Source organism: Lysobacter sp. Soil_N_23 (assembly GCF_057656135.1).
Window position 1 is genome coordinate 185071 of record NZ_JBDGKY010000001.1, and the last position, 24594, is coordinate 209664.

21 protein-coding genes are annotated in these 24594 nt (G+C 69.0%); 16 read left to right on the forward strand and 5 right to left on the reverse strand.

Annotation, left to right across the window (positions count from 1 at the left end; all coding sequences use genetic code 11):
• Positions 1-87: 87 nt before the first annotated feature.
• The 3 genes from AC3A3X_RS00800 to AC3A3X_RS00810 all read left to right on the forward strand — a co-directional run bounded on the left by AC3A3X_RS00800 (position 88) and on the right by AC3A3X_RS00810 (position 3094).
• Positions 88-1026 (forward strand): lauroyl acyltransferase, encoded by a 939-nt coding sequence (locus AC3A3X_RS00800; protein WP_487581165.1) that lies wholly within the window; start codon positions 88-90, stop codon positions 1024-1026.
• Between the two features lie 66 nt (positions 1027-1092).
• Positions 1093-1614, forward strand: coding sequence for a PH domain-containing protein (locus AC3A3X_RS00805; protein WP_487581166.1), 522 nt, complete (start codon positions 1093-1095; stop codon positions 1612-1614).
• 7 nt (positions 1615-1621) lie between these two features.
• Complete coding sequence (locus AC3A3X_RS00810; RefSeq protein ID WP_487581167.1) at positions 1622-3094, forward strand: PH domain-containing protein; 1473 nt, start codon at positions 1622-1624, stop codon at positions 3092-3094.
• 95 nt (positions 3095-3189) lie between these two features.
• Here AC3A3X_RS00810 and AC3A3X_RS00815 read toward each other — a convergent pair whose 3' ends face one another.
• A complete protein-coding gene (locus tag AC3A3X_RS00815) occupies positions 3190-4242 on the reverse strand; it encodes a CDP-glycerol glycerophosphotransferase family protein (protein WP_487581341.1) in 1053 nt (350 codons plus the stop codon).
• 67 nt (positions 4243-4309) lie between these two features.
• Between AC3A3X_RS00815 and AC3A3X_RS00820 the strand changes: the two genes are divergently transcribed.
• Complete coding sequence (locus AC3A3X_RS00820) at positions 4310-5077, forward strand: glycosyltransferase family 2 protein (protein WP_487581342.1); 768 nt, start codon at positions 4310-4312, stop codon at positions 5075-5077.
• Complete coding sequence (locus AC3A3X_RS00825) at positions 5074-5925, forward strand: glycosyltransferase family 2 protein (protein WP_487581168.1); 852 nt, start codon at positions 5074-5076, stop codon at positions 5923-5925. The genes AC3A3X_RS00820 and AC3A3X_RS00825 overlap by 4 nt, the downstream gene beginning before the upstream one ends.
• Positions 5926-6020: 95 nt before the next feature.
• Here AC3A3X_RS00825 and AC3A3X_RS00830 read toward each other — a convergent pair whose 3' ends face one another.
• The 4 genes from AC3A3X_RS00830 to def form a co-directional block, all read right to left on the reverse strand.
• On the reverse strand, positions 6021-7706 hold the full coding sequence (locus tag AC3A3X_RS00830; RefSeq protein ID WP_487581169.1) for an ArnT family glycosyltransferase: 1686 nt from the start codon (positions 7704-7706) through the stop codon (positions 6021-6023).
• Positions 7707-8008: 302 nt separating this feature from the next.
• Positions 8009-9334, reverse strand: a complete 1326-nt coding sequence (gene rsmB, locus AC3A3X_RS00835; RefSeq protein ID WP_487581170.1) for a 16S rRNA (cytosine(967)-C(5))-methyltransferase RsmB — start codon at positions 9332-9334, stop codon at positions 8009-8011.
• Positions 9335-9342: 8 nt separating this feature from the next.
• Positions 9343-10257 carry a methionyl-tRNA formyltransferase gene (fmt, locus tag AC3A3X_RS00840; RefSeq protein WP_487581171.1) on the reverse strand — a complete coding sequence of 305 codons (915 nt, stop codon included), beginning with the start codon at positions 10255-10257 and terminating at the stop codon, positions 9343-9345.
• 196 nt (positions 10258-10453) lie between these two features.
• On the reverse strand, positions 10454-10969 hold the full coding sequence (gene def / locus AC3A3X_RS00845; protein ID WP_487581172.1) for a peptide deformylase: 516 nt from the start codon (positions 10967-10969) through the stop codon (positions 10454-10456).
• A 240-nt stretch (positions 10970-11209) separates the two neighbouring features.
• On the opposite strand from def, the gene AC3A3X_RS00850 reads away from it, so the two are divergent.
• From AC3A3X_RS00850 to AC3A3X_RS00900, 11 genes are all read left to right on the forward strand, one after another.
• Positions 11210-12358, forward strand: a complete 1149-nt coding sequence (locus AC3A3X_RS00850; protein WP_487581343.1) for a LysM peptidoglycan-binding domain-containing protein — start codon at positions 11210-11212, stop codon at positions 12356-12358.
• 102 nt (positions 12359-12460) lie between these two features.
• The gene (dprA, locus tag AC3A3X_RS00855) at positions 12461-13630 is read left to right on the forward strand and encodes a DNA-processing protein DprA (RefSeq protein ID WP_487581173.1); all 1170 of its coding nucleotides are present in this window, start codon (positions 12461-12463) and stop codon (positions 13628-13630) included.
• 89 nt (positions 13631-13719) lie between these two features.
• Positions 13720-14208, forward strand: coding sequence for a DUF494 family protein (locus AC3A3X_RS00860; RefSeq protein ID WP_200607559.1), 489 nt, complete (start codon positions 13720-13722; stop codon positions 14206-14208).
• A 307-nt stretch (positions 14209-14515) separates the two neighbouring features.
• Positions 14516-17005 (forward strand): DNA topoisomerase I, encoded by a 2490-nt coding sequence (locus tag AC3A3X_RS00865; protein WP_487581174.1) that lies wholly within the window; start codon positions 14516-14518, stop codon positions 17003-17005.
• A 159-nt stretch (positions 17006-17164) separates the two neighbouring features.
• Positions 17165-17725: an L-threonylcarbamoyladenylate synthase type 1 TsaC gene (tsaC, locus tag AC3A3X_RS00870; RefSeq protein ID WP_487581175.1), complete on the forward strand. Its 561-nt coding sequence runs from the start codon at positions 17165-17167 to the stop codon at positions 17723-17725.
• A 119-nt stretch (positions 17726-17844) separates the two neighbouring features.
• Positions 17845-18453: a DUF1579 domain-containing protein gene (locus tag AC3A3X_RS00875; protein ID WP_487581176.1), complete on the forward strand. Its 609-nt coding sequence runs from the start codon at positions 17845-17847 to the stop codon at positions 18451-18453.
• Between the two features lie 13 nt (positions 18454-18466).
• Complete coding sequence (locus AC3A3X_RS00880) at positions 18467-19225, forward strand: DUF4124 domain-containing protein (protein ID WP_487581177.1); 759 nt, start codon at positions 18467-18469, stop codon at positions 19223-19225.
• A complete protein-coding gene (locus AC3A3X_RS00885; RefSeq protein WP_487581178.1) occupies positions 19225-19917 on the forward strand; it encodes a DUF4124 domain-containing protein in 693 nt (230 codons plus the stop codon). Before AC3A3X_RS00880 ends, AC3A3X_RS00885 begins: the two co-directional genes overlap by 1 nt.
• A 156-nt stretch (positions 19918-20073) precedes the next feature.
• Entirely contained in the window at positions 20074-21930 is a 1857-nt protein-coding gene (locus tag AC3A3X_RS00890) for a CocE/NonD family hydrolase (protein ID WP_487581179.1), read from the forward strand.
• 237 nt (positions 21931-22167) lie between these two features.
• Positions 22168-23073 (forward strand): dienelactone hydrolase family protein, encoded by a 906-nt coding sequence (locus tag AC3A3X_RS00895; RefSeq protein WP_487581180.1) that lies wholly within the window; start codon positions 22168-22170, stop codon positions 23071-23073.
• A gap of 86 nt (positions 23074-23159) precedes the next feature.
• On the forward strand, positions 23160-24581 hold the full coding sequence (locus AC3A3X_RS00900) for a pyridoxal phosphate-dependent decarboxylase family protein (RefSeq protein ID WP_487581181.1): 1422 nt from the start codon (positions 23160-23162) through the stop codon (positions 24579-24581).
• Positions 24582-24594 lie beyond the last annotated feature (13 nt).

Below are 24594 nucleotides of genomic sequence, written 5' to 3' on the forward strand. Positions count from 1 at the left end.
CGGCGGAAGTGGGATTTCGGGGCTGTTGTAGCCTAATGCGCGGTCCGGGCGGAAGCTCGGCGCCCCCCTCCCTCGTCGAACCACGCCATGACCGGCTTTGCCGCCCGCTTGCTCTACGCCTCCGCCGCCCTGCTCGGCCGCCTGCCCTGGTCGTGGCTGCTGCGCCTGGGCGATGCGCTGGCGGCGTGGTGGCGCTGGCGCGATGTGCGCGAGAGCCGGGTGGCGCGGATCAACCTGGAACTGGCGTACCCGGATCTGCTGCCGGCGCAGCGCGATGAACTGCATCGGGCCATCCTTCGCACCACCGCGCGCCAGGTACTGGAGACCGTGCGACTGTGGACTCGCCCGCACGCAGAGAACCTGGGCCTGCTGCGCGAGCAGCACGGGACCGAGCTGATGGACCAGGCGATCGCAGCCGGCCGCGGCGTGATCATTGCCGCACCCCACCATGGCAACTGGGAGCTGCTGAACCAGTGGCTGGCCTGGCGCACGCCGCTGGCGATCCTGTACCGGCCGCCGGAGTCGGCGGTGGTCGAGGCGTTCCTCAACCTGGTCCGCGCCGATGCGGGGCACGACGGCGGCGACAACGGCGAGCGCGTCACCCAGGTCCGCGCCGAAGGGCCGGCGATCCGCCAGCTGTTCAAGCGCCTCAACGACGGCGGCGTGGTCGGCATCCTGCCCGACCAGCAACCCAAGGCCGGCGACGGCGAGTTCGCGCCGTTCTTCGGCGTCCCGGCGCTGACGATGACCCTGCTCGGCCGCCTGGCCGCGCGCACCGGGGCGACCGTGCTGTTCGCCTGGTGCGAGCGCGTGGACACCCACACCGGCCACCCCGGCTTCGCCCTGCACATCGAGGCGGCACCGGCCGCGGTCGCCGATCCGGATCCGAAGGTGGCCGTGGCCGCGCTCAACGCCTCGGTCGAACACATCGCCCGGCGCGACCCGGCGCAATACCAGTGGACCTACAAACGCTATACGCTGCGACCGCCGGGTTCTGGGGAAGAGAACCCGTACTGGAACCGCTGACCGGGCGACGCCGTCGAACCACGGGCATCGCTGGCGCGGCCGACGCCTGACACCTGACGGATGCCCATGCTCACGCCCGACTCGCCGCACGCCCCGCCGCAAGCCGCGCCATCCGATGGCGTAGATTCCGCCGCCGAATGGCAGCCGTTGCCCGCTCGCTCCCGCACGCTGTTCCTGCTCGGAACGGTGCCGCTGGCGATCCCGTTCGCGTTCGCCGGGTTCATCTTCGCCCGTGTCTTCGAACTGCCGGCGTTTCTCGCCCCGCTGGGTCTGATCGTCGGGCTGGCGCTCGGCATCTGGCTGGGCCTGAAGCAGTACCGCCATACCTTCTGGCGTCTCGACGAGGACGGCCTGGGGATCCGCCGCGGTCGCATGTGGCAGCGCGAGACCCGGGTACCGGCCACGCGCGTGCAGCACCTGGACCTCAAGCGCGGCCCGCTGCAGCGCCGGCGCAACCTGGCGACGCTGGTCGTGCACACCGCTGGCACCCGCCACAGCTCGGTGTCGGTGCCGCACCTGGACGCCGGCGACGCCGAGCGCCTGCGCGACCGCCTCGGTCGTCAGATCGACCACGATGACGACCAGTAACGGTCAAATGACCGCCACCGAACCCGAGCGCCGCCTGCATCCGATGTCGTGGCTGTTCGTGCTGCTGCAGCAGCTCAAGCAGTTCATCGTGCCATTGGCGGTGCTGCTGTTCTTCGGCCGCGGCGACCGCAACGAACTGTGGCCGCTGATCGGTGTCGCCGTGCTCGTGGTGACCTCGCTGTGGCAGTACTTCACCTACCGCTACGGTGTCGCCGGCGACCACCTGGTGGTGCGCAGCGGCCTGCTCGAACGCAGCCTGCGCGTGATCCCGTTCGCGCGCATCCACAACGTCGCCCTGCAGCAGTCGCTGCTGCACCGCCTGTTCGGCGTGGCCGAAGTGCGCCTGGAATCGGCCGGCGGCGCCAAGCCCGAGGCGCAGATGCGCGTGCTCAAGCTCGACGATGCGCTGGCGCTGGAAGCGCTCGTGCGACGTCGCGGCGCCGCCATCTCCGCCGATGCAGCCGTCGATGAGCCCGCTGCCCACCCCCTGCTGATCCTGCCGCTGGGCGAAGTGCTGCGGCTGGGGCTGGTCTCCAACCGCGGCATGATCGTGGTGGGTGCGGCGTTTGCCGGCTCGGCGCAGTTCAGTCCCAAGCTCATCCCGAACCTGTTCGAAGCCTTCGGCATGCGCCTGTTCGGCTATGCGGGCGAGCACGGCTTCGGTCCGGTCGAATATGCCGCCGCCGGGCTGGCGGTGTTCGCGGTGCTGGTCGGTGCGCTGCGGCTGTTGTCGATGACGCTGGCGCTGTTGCAGTACTACGGTTTCCAGTTGAGCGAGCACGGTCGCCGGCTCACGGTCGAACGCGGCCTGCTGGCCCGCTGGCGCACCAGTGCTTCGCGCCGGCGCATCCAGGCCTGGACGCTGCGCGAAGGCGTGCTGCACCGCCTGCTCCGACGCCGCAGTCTCGAGGTCGATACCGCAGTGGCCGAGGAAGGGCGGCAGCAGCGCGCCTTGCGTGAGCTGGCGCCGATCGCGACGCCGGCCGCCTGCGACGGCCTGATCGAACACCTGCTGCCGCGGGCGGACTGGCTGCAGCTGGCATGGACTCCCCTGCCGTCGTCGAGCTGGTGGCGGCTGTTCCTGCCGTCGGTGCCGTCCGTGCTGATCGTGGCCGCGGCGCTGTGTGTGCGGTTCGGCGCGTGGGGTCTGCTGGTCCTGCTGTGGCTGCCGTGGTCGGCGTTCAAGGCGCGGCGGCGCGCGCAGCGGGCCGCGTACGCCGTCGGCGACTACATCATTGCGGTGCGCGAAGGCTGGTGGAACCGGCATTGGCGCTTCGCCGAGATCGACAAGCTGCAGGCCCTGCAACTGACGCGTTCGCCGATCGACCGCCGCTGCGGCACCGCCACGCTGTGGCTGGACACCAGCGGCGCCGGCGCACTGGCACCGCCGCTGCGGGTGCGCTTCCTGCCCGAGGCGCAGGCGCAGGCGTTGTATGGGCGGCTGTCGCACACGCTGGCGCAGCGGCCGCTGCGCTGGTGATTGGCGGGTGTAGGAGCGAGCTTGCTCGCGAACCACGTCTCCGGCGCCCATCGCGAGCAAGCTCGCTCCTACACATGCGGGCGATGGGCGGCGGGTCAGGGGCGCCAGTAGCCCAGCTCGCGGCGGATCTGCAGCGCTCGCCACCACGATGACAGCGGCTTGCGCCGCAGCGTCCCGAGCTCGCCATTGAGCAGCGCTTCGGTCGCGGCCATCACGCGCTCCGACGAGTGTCCGTCGCGGTAGGGATGGATCGAATCGGCGTAGGCCGTCAACGCCGCGAGCAGCGACGGCTCCGGCGCGAAGGCGCGCTCGAGCATCTGCGGCAACCGCGCCGGATCGTCGAAGTCGAGCATGTGCGGCTTGGGCGCGCGATTGCGGAATGTCACCACCGGCTTGCGTTGCACGACGAACTCCGACACCACCGAGGTCGTGTCGGCCAGCAGCACGTCGGCGGCGCGCTGCGCGGCGACCAGCTGTTCGGTTTCGAAGAACGCCGCGTTGGCACCGGCCAGCGAGCGATAGCGCGCGAACAGTTCCGGCGGACACTTGGGATGCAGGGTCAGCAGCCAGTAACGCTCGCCACGGGCCACTTCCGCGGCGATCGCGTCGAACAGGTGCGGGGCCGCGCTCAGGCGTTCGGTGAAGGTGGAGGCGAACATCACCACCGGCCGCGAACCGGCCGGCGCGCGCAGCGCCGCCGAAGCGCCTTCGTCATCGCGGAACAGGGGGTCGAGCTTGGGCCAGCCGGTCTCGACCACGGCGAAGTGCCCGGCCTGCGCCGCCAGTGCCTGGAACGGCGCCGTCGTCGCCGGACCCTGCGTGCAGTACAGGTCGAACAGCCCGCGCACGCGGAAATGGCCACGCTCGTCCGAGCGTTTCTCGACGTTGAAGCCATGAAACAGCTGCATCTTGGCGCCTTCGATGAAGGGCGGCACCCAGTTGGCGGCGCTGAACACCGCGCGCGGTTTCAGCGCGACTGCCTCGTGCAGGCCTATCATTCGCACCGGCGCCGGCAGTCCGGCGCCGGCGGCGCCGTCGACGAACCAGGCGTACACGCCGTGCCCCGCTGCTTGCAGCGCCTGCGCCAGCGGTTGCAGGATGGGCAGCGCATAGCGTTCGCTCGCGAACAACAGGTAATCGGCCATCAACGCTTCCTCGAATACGCCATCGACGCAGGACACACCGGGTGCGACGCAGCCAGCGTCAGCATGCCCGCTGTCGGCCTGCATTATCGCGTTCAACGAGGCCGACCGCATCGGCGACTGCATCGCCTCCCTGGCGTTCTGCGACGAGGTCGTCGTGGTCGACTCGCATTCGACCGATGCCACCGCGCAGATTGCCCGCGACCTCGGTGCCCGCGTGATCCAGCGCGCGTTCGACGGTTTCCGCAGCCAGAAGCAGTTCGCCATCGAGCAGGCCACGCACGACTGGGTACTGTGCCTGGATGCCGACGAGCGCGTCAGCGACACCCTGCGCACATCGATCGAGGCCGAACGCGCCGGCGCCTTCGGCGATGCCGCCGGCTATCGCTTCGCTCGCCTGAACGAGTACTTCGGCAGGTTCCTGCGCCATGGCAACGCCTACCCCGACCGGGTCCTGCGCCTGTTCGACCGCCGCCGCGGCGGCTGGCGCGGCACGCGCGAAGTGCACGAGGCCGCCAGCGTCGACGGCCCGGTGCGGACCATCGGTGGCGACCTGATCCACTACCCCTACCGCTCGCTCGAACAGCAACTGCTCAAGACCCAGCGCTATGCACGGATGATGGCCGAGCACGACTTCGCCCGCGGCAAGCGCGCGACCCTGACCGGCCTGGTGCTGTCGCCAGCATGGCGGTTCTGGCGCGGCTACCTGCTGCGGGGCGGCTTCCGCGACGGCTGGCACGGCCTGGTCTACGCCTACGTCCGCGCCAACTACGTGCGCCAGAAGACGATCATGCTGTGGATGCTGCAGAACGGGCAGCCGGTGAGCGGGCCGGAGCGATGAACGCCAACGTCCCGACGCGCGCCAGCGTCGTCATCACCACCTACAACTGGCCGCAGGCGCTGGAACTGGCGCTTGAGGCACTGGCACGCCAGCACACGCTGCCGCACGAAGTCGTGGTCGCCGACGACGGCTCGCGCGACGACACCCGCGCCATGCTCGAACGCGTCGCGCGCGCCTTCCCGGTGCCGTTGCGGCACAGCTGGATCGAGGACCGCGGTTTCCGTGTCTCGCTCGCCCGCAACCGCGCCATCGCGGCGACCAGCGGCGACTACGTGCTGCTGCTCGACGGCGACATGCTGCCGCACCCGATGTTCGTCGCCGACCATCTGCACGCCGCCGAACGCGGCAGCTTCGTCCAGGGCATGCGCGTGCTGACCGACGAGGAAGGCCGCGACCGCCTGCTCAGGCACGAAGTTTCAGAACTGGGCTTCTTCGACCGCGGCCTCACCCGCCGCCGTCACACGCTGCGGATTCCGCCACTGGCGGCGCTGTCGCTGCGCAGCACGCGTGGCCAGAGCGGCAGCGCGATCAAGACCTGCAACCAGGGCTGGTGGCGCGACGACCTGGTGATGCTCAACGGCTTCGACGAGCGTTATGAAGGCTGGGGTCGCGAGGACAAGGACCTGGCCGTGCGCGCGTTCCATGCCGGGCTGGAGCGTCGCTCGCTGCGCTTCGCCGGACTGGCCACGCACCTGTACCACCCGGAGCGGCACGAGGAAGGCGCCAGCCCCAACGACGGCCTGCTCGCCGACACCCGCGCCAGCGGCCGCGTTCGCAGCCCGCAGGGACTGGACCGGCATATCGCCGAGTTCGCAGCGCATCCCCTGCCGGATCTGCGCACCGGCTGACTCTTGCCCTGTCATCCCGAGCGCAGCGAGGGATCTGTTTTCGCGGCGCAACAGCAGGTCCCTCGCTGCGCTCGGGACGACAATTGGTTGCTGCCTTAGCGGCAGCCCGCCGCGGCGGCACCCGGCACCAGCGTCCATCCGCGCCTGTTGGCATTGCCCAGATGCTGCGTCCTGCCACTGTCGATGCATTCGGCCAGCGCCACGTCCTGCACCAGCAGCCAACGCGTCGCCGACGCCCCGCGCTGCCATGCCAGCCCGCGCTGCATCTGTTCGTCGAAGTCGACCTTGAAGCCGAACTCGGCGACGCGACGGTCGGCCATCAGCAGGTTCTGTTCGCGCCAGGCGACCAGGCCCAACTCGGCCTGCGGGCCGATGCGACGGCCGACTTCGGTCATCAGTCCGCGCGCCGACGAGGAATCGTTGAGCAGCGGTGCCAATGCCAGGCCGAAACATACCCAAAGCCCGGTCAGTGTCGCCAGCATCGCCGCGATCGGACGCGCGCGGCCGAACCAGAGCAGGCAGCCGACGCAGAAGAATCCCAGTGCCGTGATGCTGGCAGCAAGCGCGGTGGATACGTCTTCGAGCGATCGCTCGGCGACGAAACGGCGCTCGAAACCGGGATCGGCCAGCAGCATCGCCAGGCCACCGACGAGCAGGCCGATGGCCAGCACCGCGCTGAAGCCGAAGGCCAGCCGGCGCACGCCCTTGCGCCGGATCAGGCCCGGCAACAACGGCCCCAGCGCCAGCGCCATCATCGGCAACGCCGGCAGGATGTACATGTCGCGCTTGCCGTTGGGCAGGGTGAAGAACACCAGCACCAGCGCCCACCATGCCAACGGCAACAGGTAGCGCGGGTCGCGCCGGCGCAGGCGTCGCCACCACGCCGGGATCGCCCATGGCAGCACCAGCACCGTCGGCAACCACATCGTCGCCATCACTTCCAGGAAGTACCAGACCGGCTGGCCGTGGTCCCAGGAAGCGCCGTAACGCTTGGCGGTCTGGCGGATCAGGATGTCGTCGATGTAGGCGCGGTATTCGGGGCCGGCGTTGCCAACCGCGGCGATCAGCATCGGCACCAGCCACACGCACGCGGCCAGCACGAAGGCGAGCGGACCGAGCCAGAACTTCGCGCGGCCGGCGTGCACTTTCACGTCCCAGCCGCGCAGCGAGGCGATACCGGCCGGGATCAGCATCAGCAGCGCGATGAAGCCCACGCCCTTGCTGATCGTGCCCAGTGCCGCCGCGGCCCAGCCGAGCATCCACATCGGCCAGTTCGGTCCCTGGCTACGCGCGACCTGCAGCACATGACGCAGCAGTCCGTAATTGGCCAGCGTGATCCAGAACACCACCAGCGGATCGATCTGCGCCTTCTTCGCCTGCCAGGTGAACTGCAGCGCGAACAGCAGCGCGTAGCCTGCGTAGATGCCGACGCGACGGGTCCACAGTCGACGCCCGAGATCGACCACGCACCACAGCGTCCCCAGCGCGGCCAGCAGTGACGGCAGCAGGAAGGCGATGCGCCAGTTGCCGAACACGGTGTAGGCGATCGCCTGCAACCACATGAACAATGGCGGCTTGTCGGAGTACAGCTCGCTGCCGCGATGCGGGAACAGCCAGTCGCCGCTTTCGATCATGTGTTTGGCGACGAGGGTGAAGCGCGGCTCGTCCGCCGGCCACGGATCGCGAAGACCCAGGCCCGCGCCGAGCACGAGCACGGCGATGATCCAGAACAGCGTGGTGTCGTTGCGCCAGGTCGGGCGCGAGGCGAGCGGCTTGAGCATGCGGCGGATGATAGCGGGAGGGCGTCGTGGCGATGTCGGAACGGATGGTGCCGCGCGCACGTTGCACGCGCACACCTGCCGCCTCCAACTCCCCGTCACACCCAACTCGCCGTCACACCCAACTCCCCGTCATCCCCAACCACCCGTCATCCCCGCGAAGGCGGGGACCCAGCGACTTCGCTTTGGCCCGACCACCAGCGCAAGCAACGACACTGGGTCCCCGCCTGCGCGGGGATGACGGGTAGTTGGGGTATGAGCAGTTGGGGATGACGGGTAACGGGCGCGCGCCGGGAACTGCGGCCCTAGCCCTTCCTGCGCAACCGCGCATAGAAGAACCCGTCGCAGCCCAGTTCCCCCGGCAGGCGCTGGCGGCCAGCACCGCTGGTCCGCCCGAAACGCTCGTCGAGCGGCTCGGCAACCGCATCCGGCGTGCGCACCAGGAACGCACCGACCTGCGCTTCGTTCTCGGCCTTGAGGATCGAACACGTCGCGTAGAGCAGCACCCCGCCCGGCGCGACGGTGGCCCACAGCGCATCGAGCAGGCGTGCCTGCGTCGCCACCAGTGCGGTCAGGTCGGAAGCGCGGCGGTGCTGCAGCACGTCGGGCTGGCGGCGGATGATGCCGGTGGCCGAACACGGCGCGTCCAGCAGCACCGCATCGAACGGCGTGCCATCCCACCATGCCTGGGTGTCGGCGGCGTCGGCGGCGAGCAGCTGCACGCGCTCGCCCAGACGCAGGCGGGTGAAACCCGAGCGCATGCGATCCAGGCGTTGCGCGTCGATGTCGAGCGCGACCAGGCGCAGGGACGCATCGCGCTCGAGCAGGTGCGCGGTCTTGCCGCCCGGTGCGGCGCAGGCATCGAGCACGCGTCCGGACGGCGGCGCGGCCAATGCCTCGACCACCAGTTGCGCGGAGGCGTCCTGCACGGACGCAGCGCCTTCGGCGAAGCCGGGCAGCGCCGCGACCGCTGCCGGCGTGTCCAGGCGCAGTGCATCGGGCAAGCGTTCGTCCACCTGCGACTCTATGCCGGCTTCGTGCAGGCGGGCGCGATAGTCGTCGCGCGATTGCTGGCGGCGGTTCACGCGCAGCCACATCGGCGGTTCGGCGGCGCTGGCATCGAGAATCGCCTCGGCGTCGTCGGGCCAGTCGCGGTTGATCTGATCGCGCAGCCACTTCGGCCAGTGCGCATGCGGTTCGCCCGCCGGCAAACCCTCGCGCTGGGCGCGACGCAGCAGTGCATTGACCAGGCCGGCCTGGTGACGTCGGCCCAGCGTACGCGCAGCTTCGACGGTGGCCGCCACTGCGGCATGGGCCGGCAGGCCGAGCGGATCGAGCTGGGCGAAGCCGACGAACAGCAGCGCCTTGAGTTCGCTGTCGCGCTTTGGCAACGGACGCGGCACCCATGCCAGGAGCGCCGACTCGAACCGGGCCGGCTGGCGCAGCACGGCAAAGCAGATGGCTTCCACCAGCGCGCGATCGCGTGGATCGGCAATGCGCGGCAAGGCCAGTGCGAGTTCGGCCTTCAGCGAGCGACCGTGATGCAGCACAGCGTCGAGCACGCGTGCGGCGGCAGCGCGTGAAGCAGCGCCGCTGTGGTTCGTGCTGGAAGTCTGGTCAGGGCGTGGCATGGCGGCCGTCAGCGCAGGTCCGGGCGTCCGTTGAGGTAATCGGCCGCGGTGATGGCCTTGCCACCGTCGCGCTGCAGCACCCGGATGCGTAGCACGCCAACAGCACAGGCGACATCGAGGCCATCGCGGCTGGCGCGAAGCAACGATCCCGGCTCGGCGCCATGGGCTTCGTCCAGTGCGACCGCACCGTGCAGTCGCAGGCGCTCGCCGGCCACGACCGCCTCGGCCATCGGCCAGGGATTGAACGCGCGCACCTTGCTGGCCAGCACCGTCGCCGGCTGCGACCAGTCGAGGCGGGCCTCGGCCTTGTCGAGCTTGTGGGCATAGGTGACGCCATCCTCGGGCTGCGGCTGCGGCACCGGCCGGATGTCGGCGCGCAGCAGGCCCAGGCCGTCGGCGAGCACCTGCGCGCCGAGCGCGGACAGTCGGTCGTGCAACTGGCCGCCGGTTTCGTGCTCGCCGATCTGCAGCGACTGCGAGAGCAGCACCGGACCGGTGTCCAGGCCCTTTTCCATCTGCATCAGGCACACGCCCGACTCGCTGTCGCCGGCTTCGATTGCGCGCTGGATCGGTGCAGCGCCGCGCCAGCGGGGCAGCAGCGAAGCGTGGACGTTCCAGCAACCGTAAGTGGGGATGTCGAGCACCGACTGCGGCAGGATCAGACCGTAAGCGACCACGATCATCAGGTCCGGCTTCAGCGCGCGCAGCGCGTCCTTGGACACGACCGACTTGAAGTTCTCCGGCTGGAACACTTCGATGCCGCGCAGCAGCGCTTCGCGCTTGACCGGCGACGGCGTCAGCTCGCGGCCGCGCCCGGCCGGGCGATCGGGCTGGGTGTAGACGGCGACGACTTCACCGCGCTGCGAGGCCGCGCGCAGGCACGGCACGGCGAAGTCGGGGGTGCCGGCGAAGACGATTCTCATGGGAGGGGAGCTGGAGGCGGGAATGGCGAAGCGGGAATGGGGAATGGGGAACGTCAGGTTGAGGCGCCGGACCGAATACGGCCTGCTGGAGCTGGATCGGGAGCGTTACGAAAGTCGGTGCAGCGGATGGCCGGCACGCGATCATTCCCCATTCCCGCTCCACCATTCCCGCTTCTCTATTCCCGCTTCACAAGCCTCACGCCGCCGCCTGGCGACGCTGCTTGGCCAGCTTCTTGCGCACCATCTCGCGCTTGAGCGGCGAGAGGTAATCGACGAACAGCTTGCCGGCCAGGTGGTCCATCTCGTGCTGGATGCACACCGCCAGCAGGCCCTCGGCTTCGATCGTCTGGGGCTTGGCGTCGCGGTCGAGGAAGCTGACGGTGATGCGGTCGGCGCGGGTCACGTCGGCGAAGATGCCGGGCACCGACAAGCAGCCTTCCTGGTAGACCTGCTCGCCATCGCGGGCGGTGATCTCCGGGTTGATGAACACCCGCGGCTCGTCGTGCTCCTCGCTGATGTCCATGACCATGAAGCGCTGGTGCACGTCGATCTGGCTCGCGGCCAGGCCGATGCCCGGGGCCTCGTACATGGTCTCGAACATGTCGTCGAGCAGCTTCTGGAATTCGGCGCTGGTCACGCGCGCAGGGTCGACCGGCGCGGCGACGGTGCGCAGGCGCGGGTCGGGGAACTCGAGAATGGGAAGCAGGGCCATGGCGCGGGATTCTAGACAGCGGGTTCGGGACAGCGAATTAAATGGGGGCGTGTGTCACAACCACAACAAGTAGTGCGATTGTAACCCCGTTGGGCCCCCGCCACGCTTGCAACCGTGCGCTTCTTCTGGGCTATATTGCCGCGGGGCCCCGCCTTCACCGGCGGATGGGGAAGCTGCCTTGGGGCAGCACGTCAAGGGGCCGTCGAACCAGGCTCATTAGGGGAAAACCAGATGGTCACCATTTTCAAACCGTTGCGCACGGTGCTGACCGCTGCGTTGCTGACGGTCGCCACCTACGGCGTGGCCGCCGAGGTCGCGGGCAACCATCCTGACACCTACGTGGTCAAGAAGGGCGACACCCTGTGGGACATCGCCGGCAAGTTCCTGCAGAAGCCCTGGCTGTGGCCGGAGATCTGGCAGGCCAACCCGCAGGTCAAGAACCCGCATCTGATCTACCCCGGCGACGTGCTCTCGCTGGCCTACCTGGACCGCGTCGCGGTGCAGGAGGGTCCGCGTGAAGAGGCGCCGATCAACGCCATCCCGCTGTCCGACGTCGAGGCCTTCCTCAAGGACATGCGCGTGGTCGAGGAATTCGAGAGCCTGCCCTACGTGGTCGGCCTGGAAGAAGACCGCCTCGCCGGCAGCCTCGACCAGGTGGCCTACATCAAGGGCCTGGCCGACGCCCAGCCGGGCCAGCGCTACGCGGTGGTGCGTCCGTCGCACCGCTACGTGACGATGGATCCGGAGCGTTGCTGCGACAACTCCGGCCGCCGCGCCGCCGACCTCGACTACCGGGGCAAGCACAACATCGGCCTGGAATCGCTCTGGAACTACCAGATGCCGGCCGGCGGTGGCGAGTTCCTGGGCTACGAGCTGACCAAGCAGACCACCGGCACGATCAGCCGCGGCATCACCGGTGACGCCGAGGCTGCCACGCTGGTGATCGATGGCAACGGCCGCGAAGTCCGCGTCGGCGATCGCCTGATCCCGGTCGAGGCCCAGGCCTACGACCTGCAGTTCATGCCGCACGCTCCCAGCCAGGAGATGGCGATCGACCAGGCCCGCGTGATCGCCGTGGCCGACATGCTCACCAGCGGCGGCAACCGCGACGTCGTGGCGCTGTCGGTCGGCACCGCCGACGGCATCGACAACGGCACCGTGCTGTCGACCTGGCGCCAGGGCAGCGTGGAAGTGGACCGGGTCAAGGTCGGCACCGACCGCAGCTACGACGCCACCGGCCGCGGCAGCCAGGTCAAGATGCCCGACGAGTTTGCCAGCCACGTCATGGTCTTCCGCACCTTCGAGAAGGTCAGCTACGCGCTGGTCATGGACGGCATCCGCCCGACCCGCCTGGGCTATCGCCTGAAGCATCCGGACGCGACCAACTGATCGCTGACTGATCCAGGTGCAGCCCTGCGAGCAGGGTCCACCTACGATCCAAGACGACGGCGCCCTAGGGCGCCGTCGTCGTTTCCGGCCCAGGCTTGGGCGATGCCGCCCGCCGCGCCACCACCCCCTGTCCTCGCCGATGACGACGACGCCCACGCCCTGCTGCGGCTTCTGCTGGCCGGCGGCGCGGTCGAGCCGCGGCGACGGCTGCTCGAACGGCATGGCGGCCCGGCACAGGCACTGGCGGCGGGCCCGGCAGCCTGGCGCGAAAGCGGCCTGACCGCGGCGCAAGTACACAACCTCCGCAAGCCCGATACGCCGCGCCTGGCCAATGCCGAGAAGTGGCTGCGTCAGCCTTCCCACCATCTGCTCGGCTGTCATCACCGCGACTATCCGGCGCTGTTGCTGCGTGGACCCAACGCGCCACTGGCGTTGTTCGTCGCCGGCGATCCGACCCTGCTCTGGCATCCCTCGGTCGCCATCGTCGGCACCCGCGCGCCCACGCCTGCGGGGATCGCGCACGCGGCCGGGTTCGCCCGCGACCTGTCGCAGTCGGGGCTGGCGGTGACCAGCGGCCTGGCCGCCGGCATCGATACCGCCGCCCACGAAGCCACGCTCGCCGCCGACGGCATCACCGTGGCCGTGCTGGGCACCGGCCCGGATGTCGCCTACCCGCGCGCCAACGCCCGCCTGCTGGCACGGATCGCCTCCTGCGGCGCGGTGGTCAGCGAGCACCTGCCCGGCACGGGCCCGCAGCAGTTTCACTTCCCCACCCGCAACCGGATCATCGCCGGCCTGTCGCTGGCGACCCTGGTGATCGAAGCGGCCTGGCAGTCCGGCGCGCTGATCACCGCCCGCCTGGCCGCCGAGGCCGGACGCGAGGTCTTCGCCCTGCCCGGCTCGATCCGCAACCCGCTGGCCCGCGGCTGCCACCGGCTGATCCGCGACGGCGCCGGCCTGGTCGAGGACCCGGCCGAGATAATTACTGCCCTGGCCCCGCAGGCACAGGTGCTGGCGCAGGACTTGAGGACCCGCCTGGACGCCCCAATTCACCCCGGTGACGAAATCGTTGGCCGGGCGGCGAGTGATTCAGCCGCCGAAGACCCCGACTACCAGCAGTTGTGGCTGGCACTGGGTCACGACCCCACCAATATGGATGAACTTGTCACACGGACCGGATTGACGGCCGCTACAGTGTCCTCCATGCTGCTGCTCATGGAGCTTGATGGTCGTGTTCAGGCACAACACGGCCGGTACTTCCGCAATCGCTGAACCGGGTCTTCGAAAGGGGACACCCAGCGACCCGCGGGTCACCCGCAAGTTTCTGCCCACCGCGCCGCATGCGGCGCAGGCCGAGGGAAATGAAAGAGAGCATTCTGGACGTCCTGCTGTACCTGTTCGAGCACTACTTCACCGAAGATGCGGACCTCGTCCGCGACCACGATTCGCTCCGCAGCGGTCCTCTCTTTGACGAGCTCGGCAAAGCCGGGTTCAGCCCCGCCGAGATCAACAAGGCCTTCGAATGGCTCGATGCGCTGGCCCAGCAACGGCCCAGTGCCAGTGCCCCGCGCGCCGACGGCCCGACCCGCATCTATTTCGGCCCCGAGCTCGACCGGCTCGACGTCGAATGCCGCGGCTTCCTGATGTTCCTGGAGCAGCACGGCGTGCTCGATGCCGGCCAGCGCGAGCTGGTGCTCGACCGCGCCATGGCCCTGGACCAGGACGAACTGGACCTGGACGACCTGAAGTGGGTCGTGCTGATGGTCCTGTTCAACCAGCCCGGTTCCGAGGCGGCCTACGCCTGGATGGAAACGCAGATGTTCGAGGACGAGCCCGAGCCGGTGCACTGAGCCGGCCCGCGCCTGCCCCATCCGGCCCTCCGGCCCCCTTGCCCGGGGGCTTCGCCTGACCGCCCCAGGCGCAGCGGCGGCGGAACGACCGCCACGATTTCCCGGCCCAATGCAGGCACGCTGCAGCCGCGCCGCATGCGCCCGCGATCCCGACTTCACGCAGCCGCGCTTGACAGCCGTGGCAGGCGCATGCCCTCAATAAATAAAAGGAAGCCCCCCTGCGCCCGCCCGAATGCCGGCCCAGCCTTCCTCGGACCTCAACCGTACCAACCGCCAGCAGCACCGGAACAGGTCCTGCGGAGCCCCCATGGCCAAGAATCTCCTAATCGTCGAGTCGCCTGCCAAGGCCAAGACGATCAACAAGTACCTAGGCAAGGACTTCACCGTCCTGGCCTCCTATGGCCACGTCCGCGACCTGGTGCCCAAGGAGGGCGCGGTCGATCCCGATCGCGGCTTCGCCATGCGCTACGACCTGATCGAGAAGAACGAGAAGCACGTCGACGCCATCGCCAAGGCTGCCAAGAGCGCCGACGCGCTGTACCTGGCGACCGACCCGGACCGCGAGGGCGAGGCGATCAGCTGGCACATCGCCGAGATCCTGCGCGAGCGCGGCCTGCTCGAAGGCAAGACGCTGCAGCGCGTGGTGTTCACCGAGATCACCCCGCGCGCCATCAAGGAGGCGATGACCCAGCCGCGGCAGATCGCCACCGACCTGGTCGATGCGCAGCAGGCACGCCGCGCGCTCGACTATCTGGTCGGCTTCAACCTGTCGCCGGTGCTGTGGCGCAAGGTCCAGCGCGGCCTGTCCGCCGGCCGCGTGCAGTCGCCGGCCTTGCGCATGATCGTCGAGCGCGAGGAAGAGATCGAAGCCTTCATCGCCCGCGAGTACTGGTCGATCGAGGCCGAGTGCGCGCATCCGACCCAGACCTTCACCGCCAAGCTCAACAAGCTCGACGGCAAGAAGTTCGAGCAGTTCACCGTCACCGACGGCGACACCGCCGAGGCCGCGCGCCAGCGCATCGTCAAGGCTGCCAACGGCGCCCTTCACGTCACCGACGTCGCCAGCAAGGAGCGCAAGCGTCGTCCGTCGCCGCCGTTCACTACTTCCACGCTGCAGCAGGAAGGTTCGCGCAAGCTCGGCTTCACCACGCGCAAGACCATGCAGGTCGCACAGAAGCTGTACGAAGGCGTGACTCTCGGCGAAGAGGGCACGGTCGGCCTGATCAGCTACATGCGTACCGACTCGGTCAGCCTGTCGGAAGAAGCGCTGGGCGAGATCCGCGACGTGATCGCGCGCGACTTCGGTACGCGCGCGCTGCCGGACAAGCCCAACACCTATCAGACCAAGTCCAAGAACGCGCAGGAAGCGCACGAAGCGGTCCGCCCGACGTCGGCGCTGCGCACGCCGGCGCAGGTGTCGCGTTTCCTCAGCGACGACGAGCGCCGCCTGTACGAGCTGATCTGGAAGCGCGCCGTCGCTTCGCAGATGGTCCCGGCCACGCTCAACACCGTTTCGGTCGACCTGGCTGCCGGCAGCGAGCACAGCTTCCGCGCCTCGGGCACGACCGTGGTCGACCCGGGCTTCCTGGCCGTCTACGAGGAAGGCAAGGACACCAAGACCAGCGAGGACGAGGACGAGGGCCGCAAGCTGCCGTTGATGAAGATCGGCGACCGCGTGCCGCTCGAGCGCATCCACGCCGACCAGCATTTCACCCAGCCGCCGCCGCGCTTCACCGAAGCGGCGCTGGTGAAGGCGCTCGAGGAATACGGCATCGGCCGTCCCTCGACCTACGCCTCGATCATCCAGACCCTGCTGTTCCGCAAGTACGTCGAGATGGAGGGTCGCAGCTTCCGCCCGTCCGATGTCGGTCGCGCGGTCAGCAAGTTCCTCTCCAGCCACTTCACCCGCTACGTCGACTACGACTTCACCGCCAAGCTCGAGGACGAGCTCGATGCGGTGTCGCGCGGCGAAGAGGAATGGGTGCCGCTGATGGAGAAGTTCTGGGGCCCGTTCAAGGAGCTGGTGGACGACAAGACCGAGTCGGTCGACCGCAGCGAAGCCACCGGCGCGCGCGAACTGGGCACCGACCCCAAGAGCGGCAAGCCGGTCAGCGTGCGCCTGGGTCGCTATGGGCCGTATGCGCAGATCGGCACGGTCGAGGACGAGGAGAAGCCGGAGTTCGCTTCGCTGCGTCCCGGCCAGAGCATGCACACCATCGAGCTGGCCGACGCGCTGGAGCTGTTCAAGCTGCCGCGCAAGCTGGGCCAGAGCAATGGCCATGAAGTCAGCGTCGGCATCGGCCGCTTCGGTCCCTTCGCCAAGCGCGGCACCGTGTATGCATCGCTGCCGAAGGAAGACGACCCGCACACGATCGACTTCGAGCGCGCGGTGTTCCTGATCGAAGAGAAGGAAGAGATCGCCCGCAACCGCATCATCAAGCAGTGGGACGGAAGCGACATCCAGGTCCTCAATGGCCGCTTCGGCCCGTACATCAGCGACGGCAAGCTCAACGGCAAGATTCCCAAGGACCGTGAGCCGGCGTCGCTGACGCTGGAGGAAGTCACCCAGCTGCTGGCCGATACCGGCAAGCCGGTGCGCGGCCGCTTCGGCAAGAAGAAGGCGCCGGCGAAGAAGGAACCGGCGGTCAAGGTGGCCAAGAAGGCGGTGGTGAAGAAGGCTGTTGCGAAGAAGGCACCGGCCAAGAAGGCTGCAAAGAAGACGGCAGCGAAGAAGGCGGTGGCCAAGAAGGCGCCTGCGAAGAAAGTGGTGAAGAAGGTCGCCAAGGCCAAGGCCTGAGGGCTGCCCTCACCCCAACCCTTCTCCCGCAAGCGGGAGAGGGGCTTTGAGATCCTCCCTCATCCTCAAGAGGGATGGGCTTTTGATCCCTTCTCCCGCTTGCGGGAGAAGGTGCCCGAAGGGCGGATGAGGGCAGGCCTTGCCCGCTATCCTTCCCCCATGCCGCAACTGACCCCCACCGAAGCCGCCACCGCCCTGCGAAACGGCGCCGTCATCGCCTACCCGACCGAAGCCGTCTGGGGCCTGGGCTGCGACCCGTTCGATGAAGCCGCGGTCATGCGACTGCTCGCGATCAAGCAGCGGCCGGTCGAAAAAGGCCTGATCCTGATCGCCGGCACGCTGGATCAGATCGACGGTCTGCTCGACTGGCAGGCGCTGTCACCGCCGCGCCGCGAGGCGGTGCTGGCGACCTGGCCGGGTCCCAACACCTGGATCGTGCCGACCACCGCGCGCGTGCCGCGCTGGATCACCGGCGCCCACGACGGCGTCGCCGTGCGCGTCAGCGCCCATCCGACGGTCATTGCCCTGTGCGCTGCGTTCGGCGGGCCGCTGGTGTCCACCAGCGCCAACCTCAGCGGCGAGCCGCCCGTGCACGCCCGCGATGCGCTCGATCCGCGCCTGCTGGTCCAGCTCGACGGCGTCAGCGCGGGTGAAACCGGCGGACTGGCGTCGCCCACTGCCATCCGCGACGCCCGCAGCGGCGACCAGTTGCGCGCATAGTCAAGCCATCGGCACGCTGGCTTAACGGTCCACGCTGGCTTAACGGCTGAGGTCGTAGCGTCCCGGCGCCGGGCGTTGATCGGCAACGCCACGCAGACCAGGCCCAACGGGAGGCCGTCATGAAGATCTCGCAGATTTCTCTGCTGACGCTGGCGTTGCTCGCCGCGCTTCCTCTGGCGGCACAGGACAAGTCCGCCAAGGCAGCACAACTCTCGCCCGAGCAGCAGGCGATGATGCAAGCCTGGGAAGTGGCCGCGAAACCGGGCGAACAGCACAAGCAGCTGGCCGCGATGGTCGGCAAATGGACCACCAAACAGACGATGTGGATGGACCCGTCCGCACCGCCGTTGACCGAAACCGGCTCTGCCACCAACACGCTGGTGCTGGGTGGTCGCCACATCCGCCAGGACTTCCGCAGCAAGTGGATGGGCCAGCCGTTCGAAGGCGTCGGCTTCAACGGGTACGACAACGTCACCGGCAAGTACTACAGCACCTGGATGGACAGCGGCTCGACCGGCATGTACGTGTCGCACGGCGACTACGACCCGGCGACGAAGACCTACACCTACCTGGGCGAGATGGCCGACCCGGCGTCCAACGGCGCGAAGATCCCGGTGCGCCAGGTCGTGCGCGTCGTCGACAACGATCACCAGGTGTTCGAGATGTACGAGACCCGTGGAGGCAAGGAAGCCAAGACGATGCAGATCGACTACACGCGACAGAAGTGAGGGAGCCGCGGCCATGATCGCCCATTCGCACCTTTCGCCGATGCCGTCGACGGCGCATGCTGCGCGCATGTCGTCGCGCCGTCCCATCCTGCTCGCTTTCCTTCTCGCCTCGGTGCCGGCGATCGTGAGTGCTGGCGACATCACCATCTACCGCTGCACCGATGGCGCGGGCAAGCTGACCCTGCGCGATACCCCGTGCCACAAGTGCGAGACCCAACAGGCCAAGGAAATGCAGCGGCCCAAGGATCCACCCAAGCGCGCCAAGGCCAAGGCGACGACAACGCGCGCTCCGTCGCGTGCGGCGGCGGCCACGGCCGCCACGGCGGCAGCGCCTGCCACCACCACGCGCTACATCGTGATGACACCACCCAAGCCCATGTACGAATGCACCACGCCCGACGGCACCAGCTACATGAGCGACACCGGCGAGGGCAACCCGCGCTGGATGCCGCTGTGGGCGCTGGGCTATCCGGTGGTGGATTCGCGCACTTCGCTCGGCGACAACATCGGCGGGCGTCCCGGCCGGCCGTCGGGCACGCAGCCCGGACCGCCGATGGGCGGTCAGTTCGTCTATGACCCGTACGGCCCCGGTTCCTGGGTCCGCGACGCCTGCAGCGAACTGCCGCAGCAGGAAGTCTGCGCACGCCTGCGTGATCGCCGCTGGGAACTCGGGCGCGCCTACAACAGTGCCCTGCAGAGCGAGCGTCAGCAGATCGACGTGGAGCAGCGCGGCATCGATGCACGCCTGGCCAATGATTGCGGTGATGCCTGATGCGGTCGACCGGGGGGAGCGTCGCGCGGCGACGACTGACGTGCCTGCTGCTGTTGCTTGCCACCGCGCCGCTCGCGCAGGCGCAGGTGACGATCTATCGCTGCACCGATGCCAGCGGCGCGGTGACGCTGCAGAACGGCACGCCGTGCCCGAAGGGCAGCAAGGAGGTCAAGCGCGTGGTCGAGGCGGCGCCGTCGCAGTCTCGCGCGCAGTTCCTCTCCGGTAGCACCACGTCCGCCCCGGCTGCAGCTGCACCTTCGCCCGCAGCGCCGCCAGCTGCAGTTGCAGCACCTGCAGCTACCGAGCCTGCAGCGACGGCGCCCGCACCGGCTGCGACAGTACCGCCTGCCACTGATCGCGGCGCACGAACATCGCCGCCGCCGCTGTTCGAGTGCCGCACCTGGGAAGGCCACCGTTACCTCGGCGACGAAGCCCAGCCGCCGCCGCGCTGCGTGCCGGTGGCGATCACCGGCCTGGACGGGACCAGCGGCACCGCCGCCGGCTCGGCCTGCCAGATGGTCGACGACCAGTGCCAGCCGGTGCCCGATGCCCTGCTGTGCCAGGGCTGGTCGCAGCGGCTGAACGATGTCGAATCGCAGTCGGTTGGTGGCGGCGACAATCGCGCGTACGCTCAGGCCGAGGCCAAGCGCCTGCGCGCGATCATCGACGGGAGCAGTTGCGCGGCCCCCTGAGCATGCAACGTGCGGGCCGGGCTTTTTGGCTGGCCCCAGCTGGCCTGGTTACCCGGTTCAATGCGTTTACCGAAGCGTCGCACGCGCTGTCCGGCGACTGTCCCGACTACTGCGTGTGCCGCAAGGAACGCCGACTTGGAGATGGATTTGTCCGCGGTGCGACCCGCTTCCTTCTGGTGGCTGCTGATCATCACGTGCCTGATGGTCGCCTCGGTGGCCGCCGGCCTGGTCTACACCCTGCGCGGTTACATTCCGGCGCATTGGCAACTGCCGGTGCGGGCGTTGCTGTTCAACGTGCGCATCGACGAGCGCGTGTGGATCACGATGCCCGACGGTGTCCGCCTGGCCGGCACGCTGTACCGGCCGCGCGGCGCGAGCGGGCCGCTGGCCACCGTCTTCATCCGCCTGCCCTACGACCGCAAGCGTTACGGCGAGGCGCTGGGCGATGCGATGTTCTTCGCCCGCCACGGTTATGCGGTGCTGGTGCAGGACGTGCGCGGCAAGTTCGAATCCGAAGGCGAAGGCTTCGTGCCGTGGCGCCATGCCACCGGCGATGGCGTGGCGACGCTGGAATGGATCACGCAGCAGTCTTGGTCGAACGGCAAGGTCGGCACGATCGGTTGCTCGGCGCTGGGTGAGCTGCAGTACTCGCTGGCCCGGGCGAACCATCCCGCGCACGCGGCGATGATCCCGGGCGCGGCCGGTGGCGCCGCCGGATTGCTCGCCGGCAACGCCGAGTACTTCGGTGCGTTCGAAGGCGGCGTCCTGCAGTTGGCCGGCACCGCCGGCTGGTTCTCCAAGCATGGCGGCAAGATGCCGCACTCGGGTGCACCGGACGTTCCGGCGATGGCCGGCCTGCTGCCACAGCTGCCGGTGCAGGACCTGGTCCAGCGCGCGCGGCCCGGGCCGAACGCCTACGATGACTTCGTGCAGACTCCGCTCGGTGACGCCGGCTGGAATGGCCTGGACTACGTCACCGATGCCGACCGCGTCACCACGCCGGCGCTGGTGATCAACACCTGGGGCGACCCGACGATCGAAGGCACGCTGGCGATCAGCGAAGCGGTGCGTCGTTCATCGCCGCAGGCAGCGGCGCACCAGCACGTCATCATCGCGCCGGGCAATCATTGCGAGCATGAAACGATCGCCGACCTGGGCCGCTTCGGTGAACTGCCGATCCACAATGCCGAACAGCCCTACCGGCAGTGGTATCTGCAGTGGTTCGATTACTGGTTGCGCGGCAAGGGCGACGGCCTGGCCAGCCTGCCGCCGTACCTGTATTTCGTCGTCGGCGAGCAGCGCTGGCTAAGTTCAAGCACCTGGCCGCCGGTGCAGGCACGGCACCAGCGCTGGTACCTGCGCAGTGGCGGCAAGGCCAACACCCGCGACGGCGATGGCACGCTGGGCCCGCAACCCGACAGCAGCGAGCACTCCGACGGTTACCTCTACGACCCGCTCGATCCGGCGCCCTCGCGCGGCGGGCCGCTGTGCTGCAGCGCCGATCCGCATGCGCTGTCCGGGCCGGTCGACCAGCGCGATGTCGAAACCCGCAATGACGTGCTGGTCTACACCTCGGCTCCGCTGGAGGCACCGATGCGCATCGTCGGACCGTTGCGCGCGCACCTGACCGTCTCGTCCTCGGCGCCCGACACCGACTTCGTCGCCCGCCTGGTGCACGTGTGGCCCGACGGACACGCCACCAACATCCAGGAAGGCGCGCTACGCGCACGCTATCGCGACGGCATCTTCTGCCCGACCCGGATGACGCCCGGCCAGACCTACGAGCTGACCGTGGACATGCGTTCGATCGCCTACCTGGTGCCGCGTGGACACCGCATCCGCCTCGACGTCACCAGCAGCAGCTTTCCGCGGCTGGAGCGCAACCTCAACACCGGCGGCCGCAACTTCGACGAGTCCGTGCCGGCGCGGGCCCTCAATCGCGTCCACGTCGGTGGCGAAAGCGGTTCCTACCTCGAGCTTCCGGTGCTGGCGATGCCGGAGCCACAGGAGTAGCGGTAGCGAAGCCGTCCGCGGAACAGGTGCGATTGCGCCGGTTTGCCTTCATCCCCGCGAAGGCGGGGACCCAGCGACGTTGCTCTTGCTCTCCGGACGCGGTCCCAGCCTGGATCCCGGCGTTCGCCGGGATGACGATGCTCCAACCTCCGCCCCGACCTTTGCGGAACGGTATGCTCGGCATCCCGAAGCGCTGGTGGCGTGGAGACGTCCCAGCCGACCCCTGCGGAGACCGTCATGCCGAACCCTCCTCGCCTGAAGGCCACTGACTTCGATCCCGAAGTGCTGCGCCTGTTCGACCAGTACGTCCACGGCGCGATCGATCGAAGGGGCTTCCTCGCCGGTGCCGCGCGCTTCGCTGCAGGCGCCGCCGGTGCGGCTGGACTGCTCGCCGCACTGAGCCCGCAGTTCGCAGCGGCGCAGCAGATCAAGCCCGACGACAAGCGCCTGCTGGCCAAGCACGTCGAGTTCGCTTCGCCACAGGGTTACGGCACCGGTCGCGGCTACCTGGTGCGCCCGGCCAAGGCGCGCGGCCCGCTGCCGCTGGTGCTGGTGGTTCACGAGAACCGCGGCCTCAACCCCCACATCGAGGACATCACGCGGCGGCTGGCACTGGCCGACTTCATCGCCTTCGCACCCGATGCGTTGTTCCCGCTGGGCGGTTATCCGGGCGACGAGGACTCGGCGCGCACACTGTTCGGCCAGCTCGACCAGGCCAAGACGCGCGAGGACTTCGTCGCCGCGGCCGGCATGCTGGCCGGCATCGAAGGTGGCAACGGACGAATGGGCGCGGTCGGCTTCTGCTACGGCGGCGGCATCGCCAACTTCCTTGCCACGCGCCTGCCCGACCTCGCTGCCGCCGCACCGTTCTATGGTGCGGCCGCACCGCCCGAGGACGTCCCGAAGATCAAGGCCGAACTGCTCGTCGTCCTTGCCGCGAACGACGAACGCATCAACGCCGGCTGGCCCGATTACGAGGCTGCGTTGAAGGCCGCGAAGGTGCGCTACACCCTGTTCCAACCGCCCGGCACTCAACACGGATTCAACAACGACACCACGCCACGCTACGACGAGAAGGCCGCGAAAGAGGCCTGGGCGCGCACGATCGCGTTGTTCAACCGGACGCTGCGCAAAGGCGACTGAGGGCGCGGCCGCGCGGCAACACTGCGTTCTCCGCGTGACGACAAAGCGTCCCGTATGCTTTGCGCGTTCCCACGGGATACAGCGCCATGGCCACCGACCGCTTCGCGTCCGCCGTGTTCGACGAATACCTGGAGAAGGCGGTCAGGCACGCCTCGGCCTACCTGCGCACGCTGCCCGACCGCCACGTCGGCGCGCGTGCGAGCCGTGACGAGTTGCTGCAGGCACTGAGCGTGCCCCTGCCCCGGCAGGGCGACGAGGGCGGTGACGTGATCGACCTGCTCGCCGCGCAGGTTGCGCGCGGCGCGGTGGCCTGCAACTCGCCGCGCTACTTCGGCTTCGTCATCGGCGGCGCCTACCCGGTGGCGCTCGCCGCCGACTGCCTGGTGTCGACGTGGGACCAGAACGCCGGCATCTACGCGATCTCGCCGCTGGTGGCGGTGGTCGAGGAAGTCGCCGCACAGTGGTTGCTGGAGCTGTTCGATCTGCCGCGCGAGTCGGGCGTCGGCTTCGTCACCGGCTGCCAGATGGCCAACTTCACCTGCCTGGCCGCGGCACGCCATGGCGTGCTGCGGCGTGTCGGCTGGGATGTCGAGGCCGACGGTCTGGCCGGCGCGCCACGCATCAACGTCATCGCCTCGGCCGAGTCGCACATCACCATCGACGTGGCGATGCGTTACCTCGGCCTGGGCACGCGCGCCTTGCAGCGCGTCGAGAGCGACGGACAAGGGCGCATGCGCGTCGATGCGCTGCGCGAGAAGATGGCGACGCTGCAGGGCCCGACGATCATCTGCGCGCAGGCCGGCAACGTGAACACCGGCGCCTGCGACCCGTTGCGCGAGATCGGCCGCATCGCCAACGATGCCGGCGCCTGGCTGCATGTCGACGGCGCGTTCGGCCTGTGGGCGCGCGCCAGCGACGCGCAGCGCCATCTTGCCGACGGCATCGAGCTGGCCGACTCGTGGGCGACCGACGCGCACAAATGGCTGAACGTGCCTTACGACAGCGGCGTGGCCATGGTCCGCCATGCCCAGGACCATCGCGCCGCGATGACCTCGGCCGCCGCCTACCTGATCCAGACGCAGGGCGCCGAACGCGACGCCGTCGACTGGGTGCCCGAGTTCTCGCGCCGTGCCCGCGGTGTACCGGTCTACGCCACGCTGCGCGCGCTCGGACGCGACGGCATCGCCGACCTGGTCGAGCGCGGCTGCGCACGGGCAAGGCAGATGGCCGACCTGCTCGCACGCGAGCCTGGCGTGCGCATCCTCAACGAGGTGGTGCTCAACCAGGTGCTGGTCCGCTTCGACGATGACGACGACACCACCCGCGCGGTCATCGCTGGCGTACAGGCCGACGGCACCTGCTGGCTGGGCGGCACCAATTGGCAGGGCCAGGCGGCGATGCGGATCTCGGTGTCGAACTGGGCCACGACCGGGGACGATGCGGACCGCAGCGTTGCTGCGATCGCGCGCGTGTTCCGTTCATTGCGCAATCCCCCGAAGCATTCCTGAGAGGAACATCACC

What these genes read in the sequence shown, in the direction of transcription:
- AC3A3X_RS00810 (WP_487581167.1), top strand. Translation starts at nt 1,622, where the DNA reads ATGACCGCCACCGAACCCGAGCGCCGCCTGCATCCGATGTCGTGGCTG.
- AC3A3X_RS00860 (WP_200607559.1), top strand. Translation starts at nt 13,720, where the DNA reads ATGAAAGAGAGCATTCTGGACGTCCTGCTGTACCTGTTCGAGCACTAC.
- AC3A3X_RS00830 (WP_487581169.1), bottom strand. Translation starts at nt 7,706, where the DNA reads ATGCTCAAGCCGCTCGCCTCGCGCCCGACCTGGCGCAACGACACCACG.
- AC3A3X_RS00880 (WP_487581177.1), top strand. Translation starts at nt 18,467, where the DNA reads ATGATCGCCCATTCGCACCTTTCGCCGATGCCGTCGACGGCGCATGCT.
- AC3A3X_RS00865 (WP_487581174.1), top strand. Translation starts at nt 14,516, where the DNA reads ATGGCCAAGAATCTCCTAATCGTCGAGTCGCCTGCCAAGGCCAAGACG.
- AC3A3X_RS00805 (WP_487581166.1), top strand. Translation starts at nt 1,093, where the DNA reads ATGCTCACGCCCGACTCGCCGCACGCCCCGCCGCAAGCCGCGCCATCC.
- AC3A3X_RS00900 (WP_487581181.1), top strand. Translation starts at nt 23,160, where the DNA reads ATGGCCACCGACCGCTTCGCGTCCGCCGTGTTCGACGAATACCTGGAG.
- AC3A3X_RS00885 (WP_487581178.1), top strand. Translation starts at nt 19,225, where the DNA reads ATGCGGTCGACCGGGGGGAGCGTCGCGCGGCGACGACTGACGTGCCTG.
- def (WP_487581172.1), bottom strand. Translation starts at nt 10,969, where the DNA reads ATGGCCCTGCTTCCCATTCTCGAGTTCCCCGACCCGCGCCTGCGCACC.
- AC3A3X_RS00800 (WP_487581165.1), top strand. Translation starts at nt 88, where the DNA reads ATGACCGGCTTTGCCGCCCGCTTGCTCTACGCCTCCGCCGCCCTGCTC.
- AC3A3X_RS00875 (WP_487581176.1), top strand. Translation starts at nt 17,845, where the DNA reads ATGAAGATCTCGCAGATTTCTCTGCTGACGCTGGCGTTGCTCGCCGCG.
- dprA (WP_487581173.1), top strand. Translation starts at nt 12,461, where the DNA reads ATGCCGCCCGCCGCGCCACCACCCCCTGTCCTCGCCGATGACGACGAC.
- AC3A3X_RS00895 (WP_487581180.1), top strand. Translation starts at nt 22,168, where the DNA reads ATGCCGAACCCTCCTCGCCTGAAGGCCACTGACTTCGATCCCGAAGTG.
- tsaC (WP_487581175.1), top strand. Translation starts at nt 17,165, where the DNA reads ATGCCGCAACTGACCCCCACCGAAGCCGCCACCGCCCTGCGAAACGGC.
- rsmB (WP_487581170.1), bottom strand. Translation starts at nt 9,334, where the DNA reads ATGCCACGCCCTGACCAGACTTCCAGCACGAACCACAGCGGCGCTGCT.
- AC3A3X_RS00825 (WP_487581168.1), top strand. Translation starts at nt 5,074, where the DNA reads ATGAACGCCAACGTCCCGACGCGCGCCAGCGTCGTCATCACCACCTAC.
- fmt (WP_487581171.1), bottom strand. Translation starts at nt 10,257, where the DNA reads ATGAGAATCGTCTTCGCCGGCACCCCCGACTTCGCCGTGCCGTGCCTG.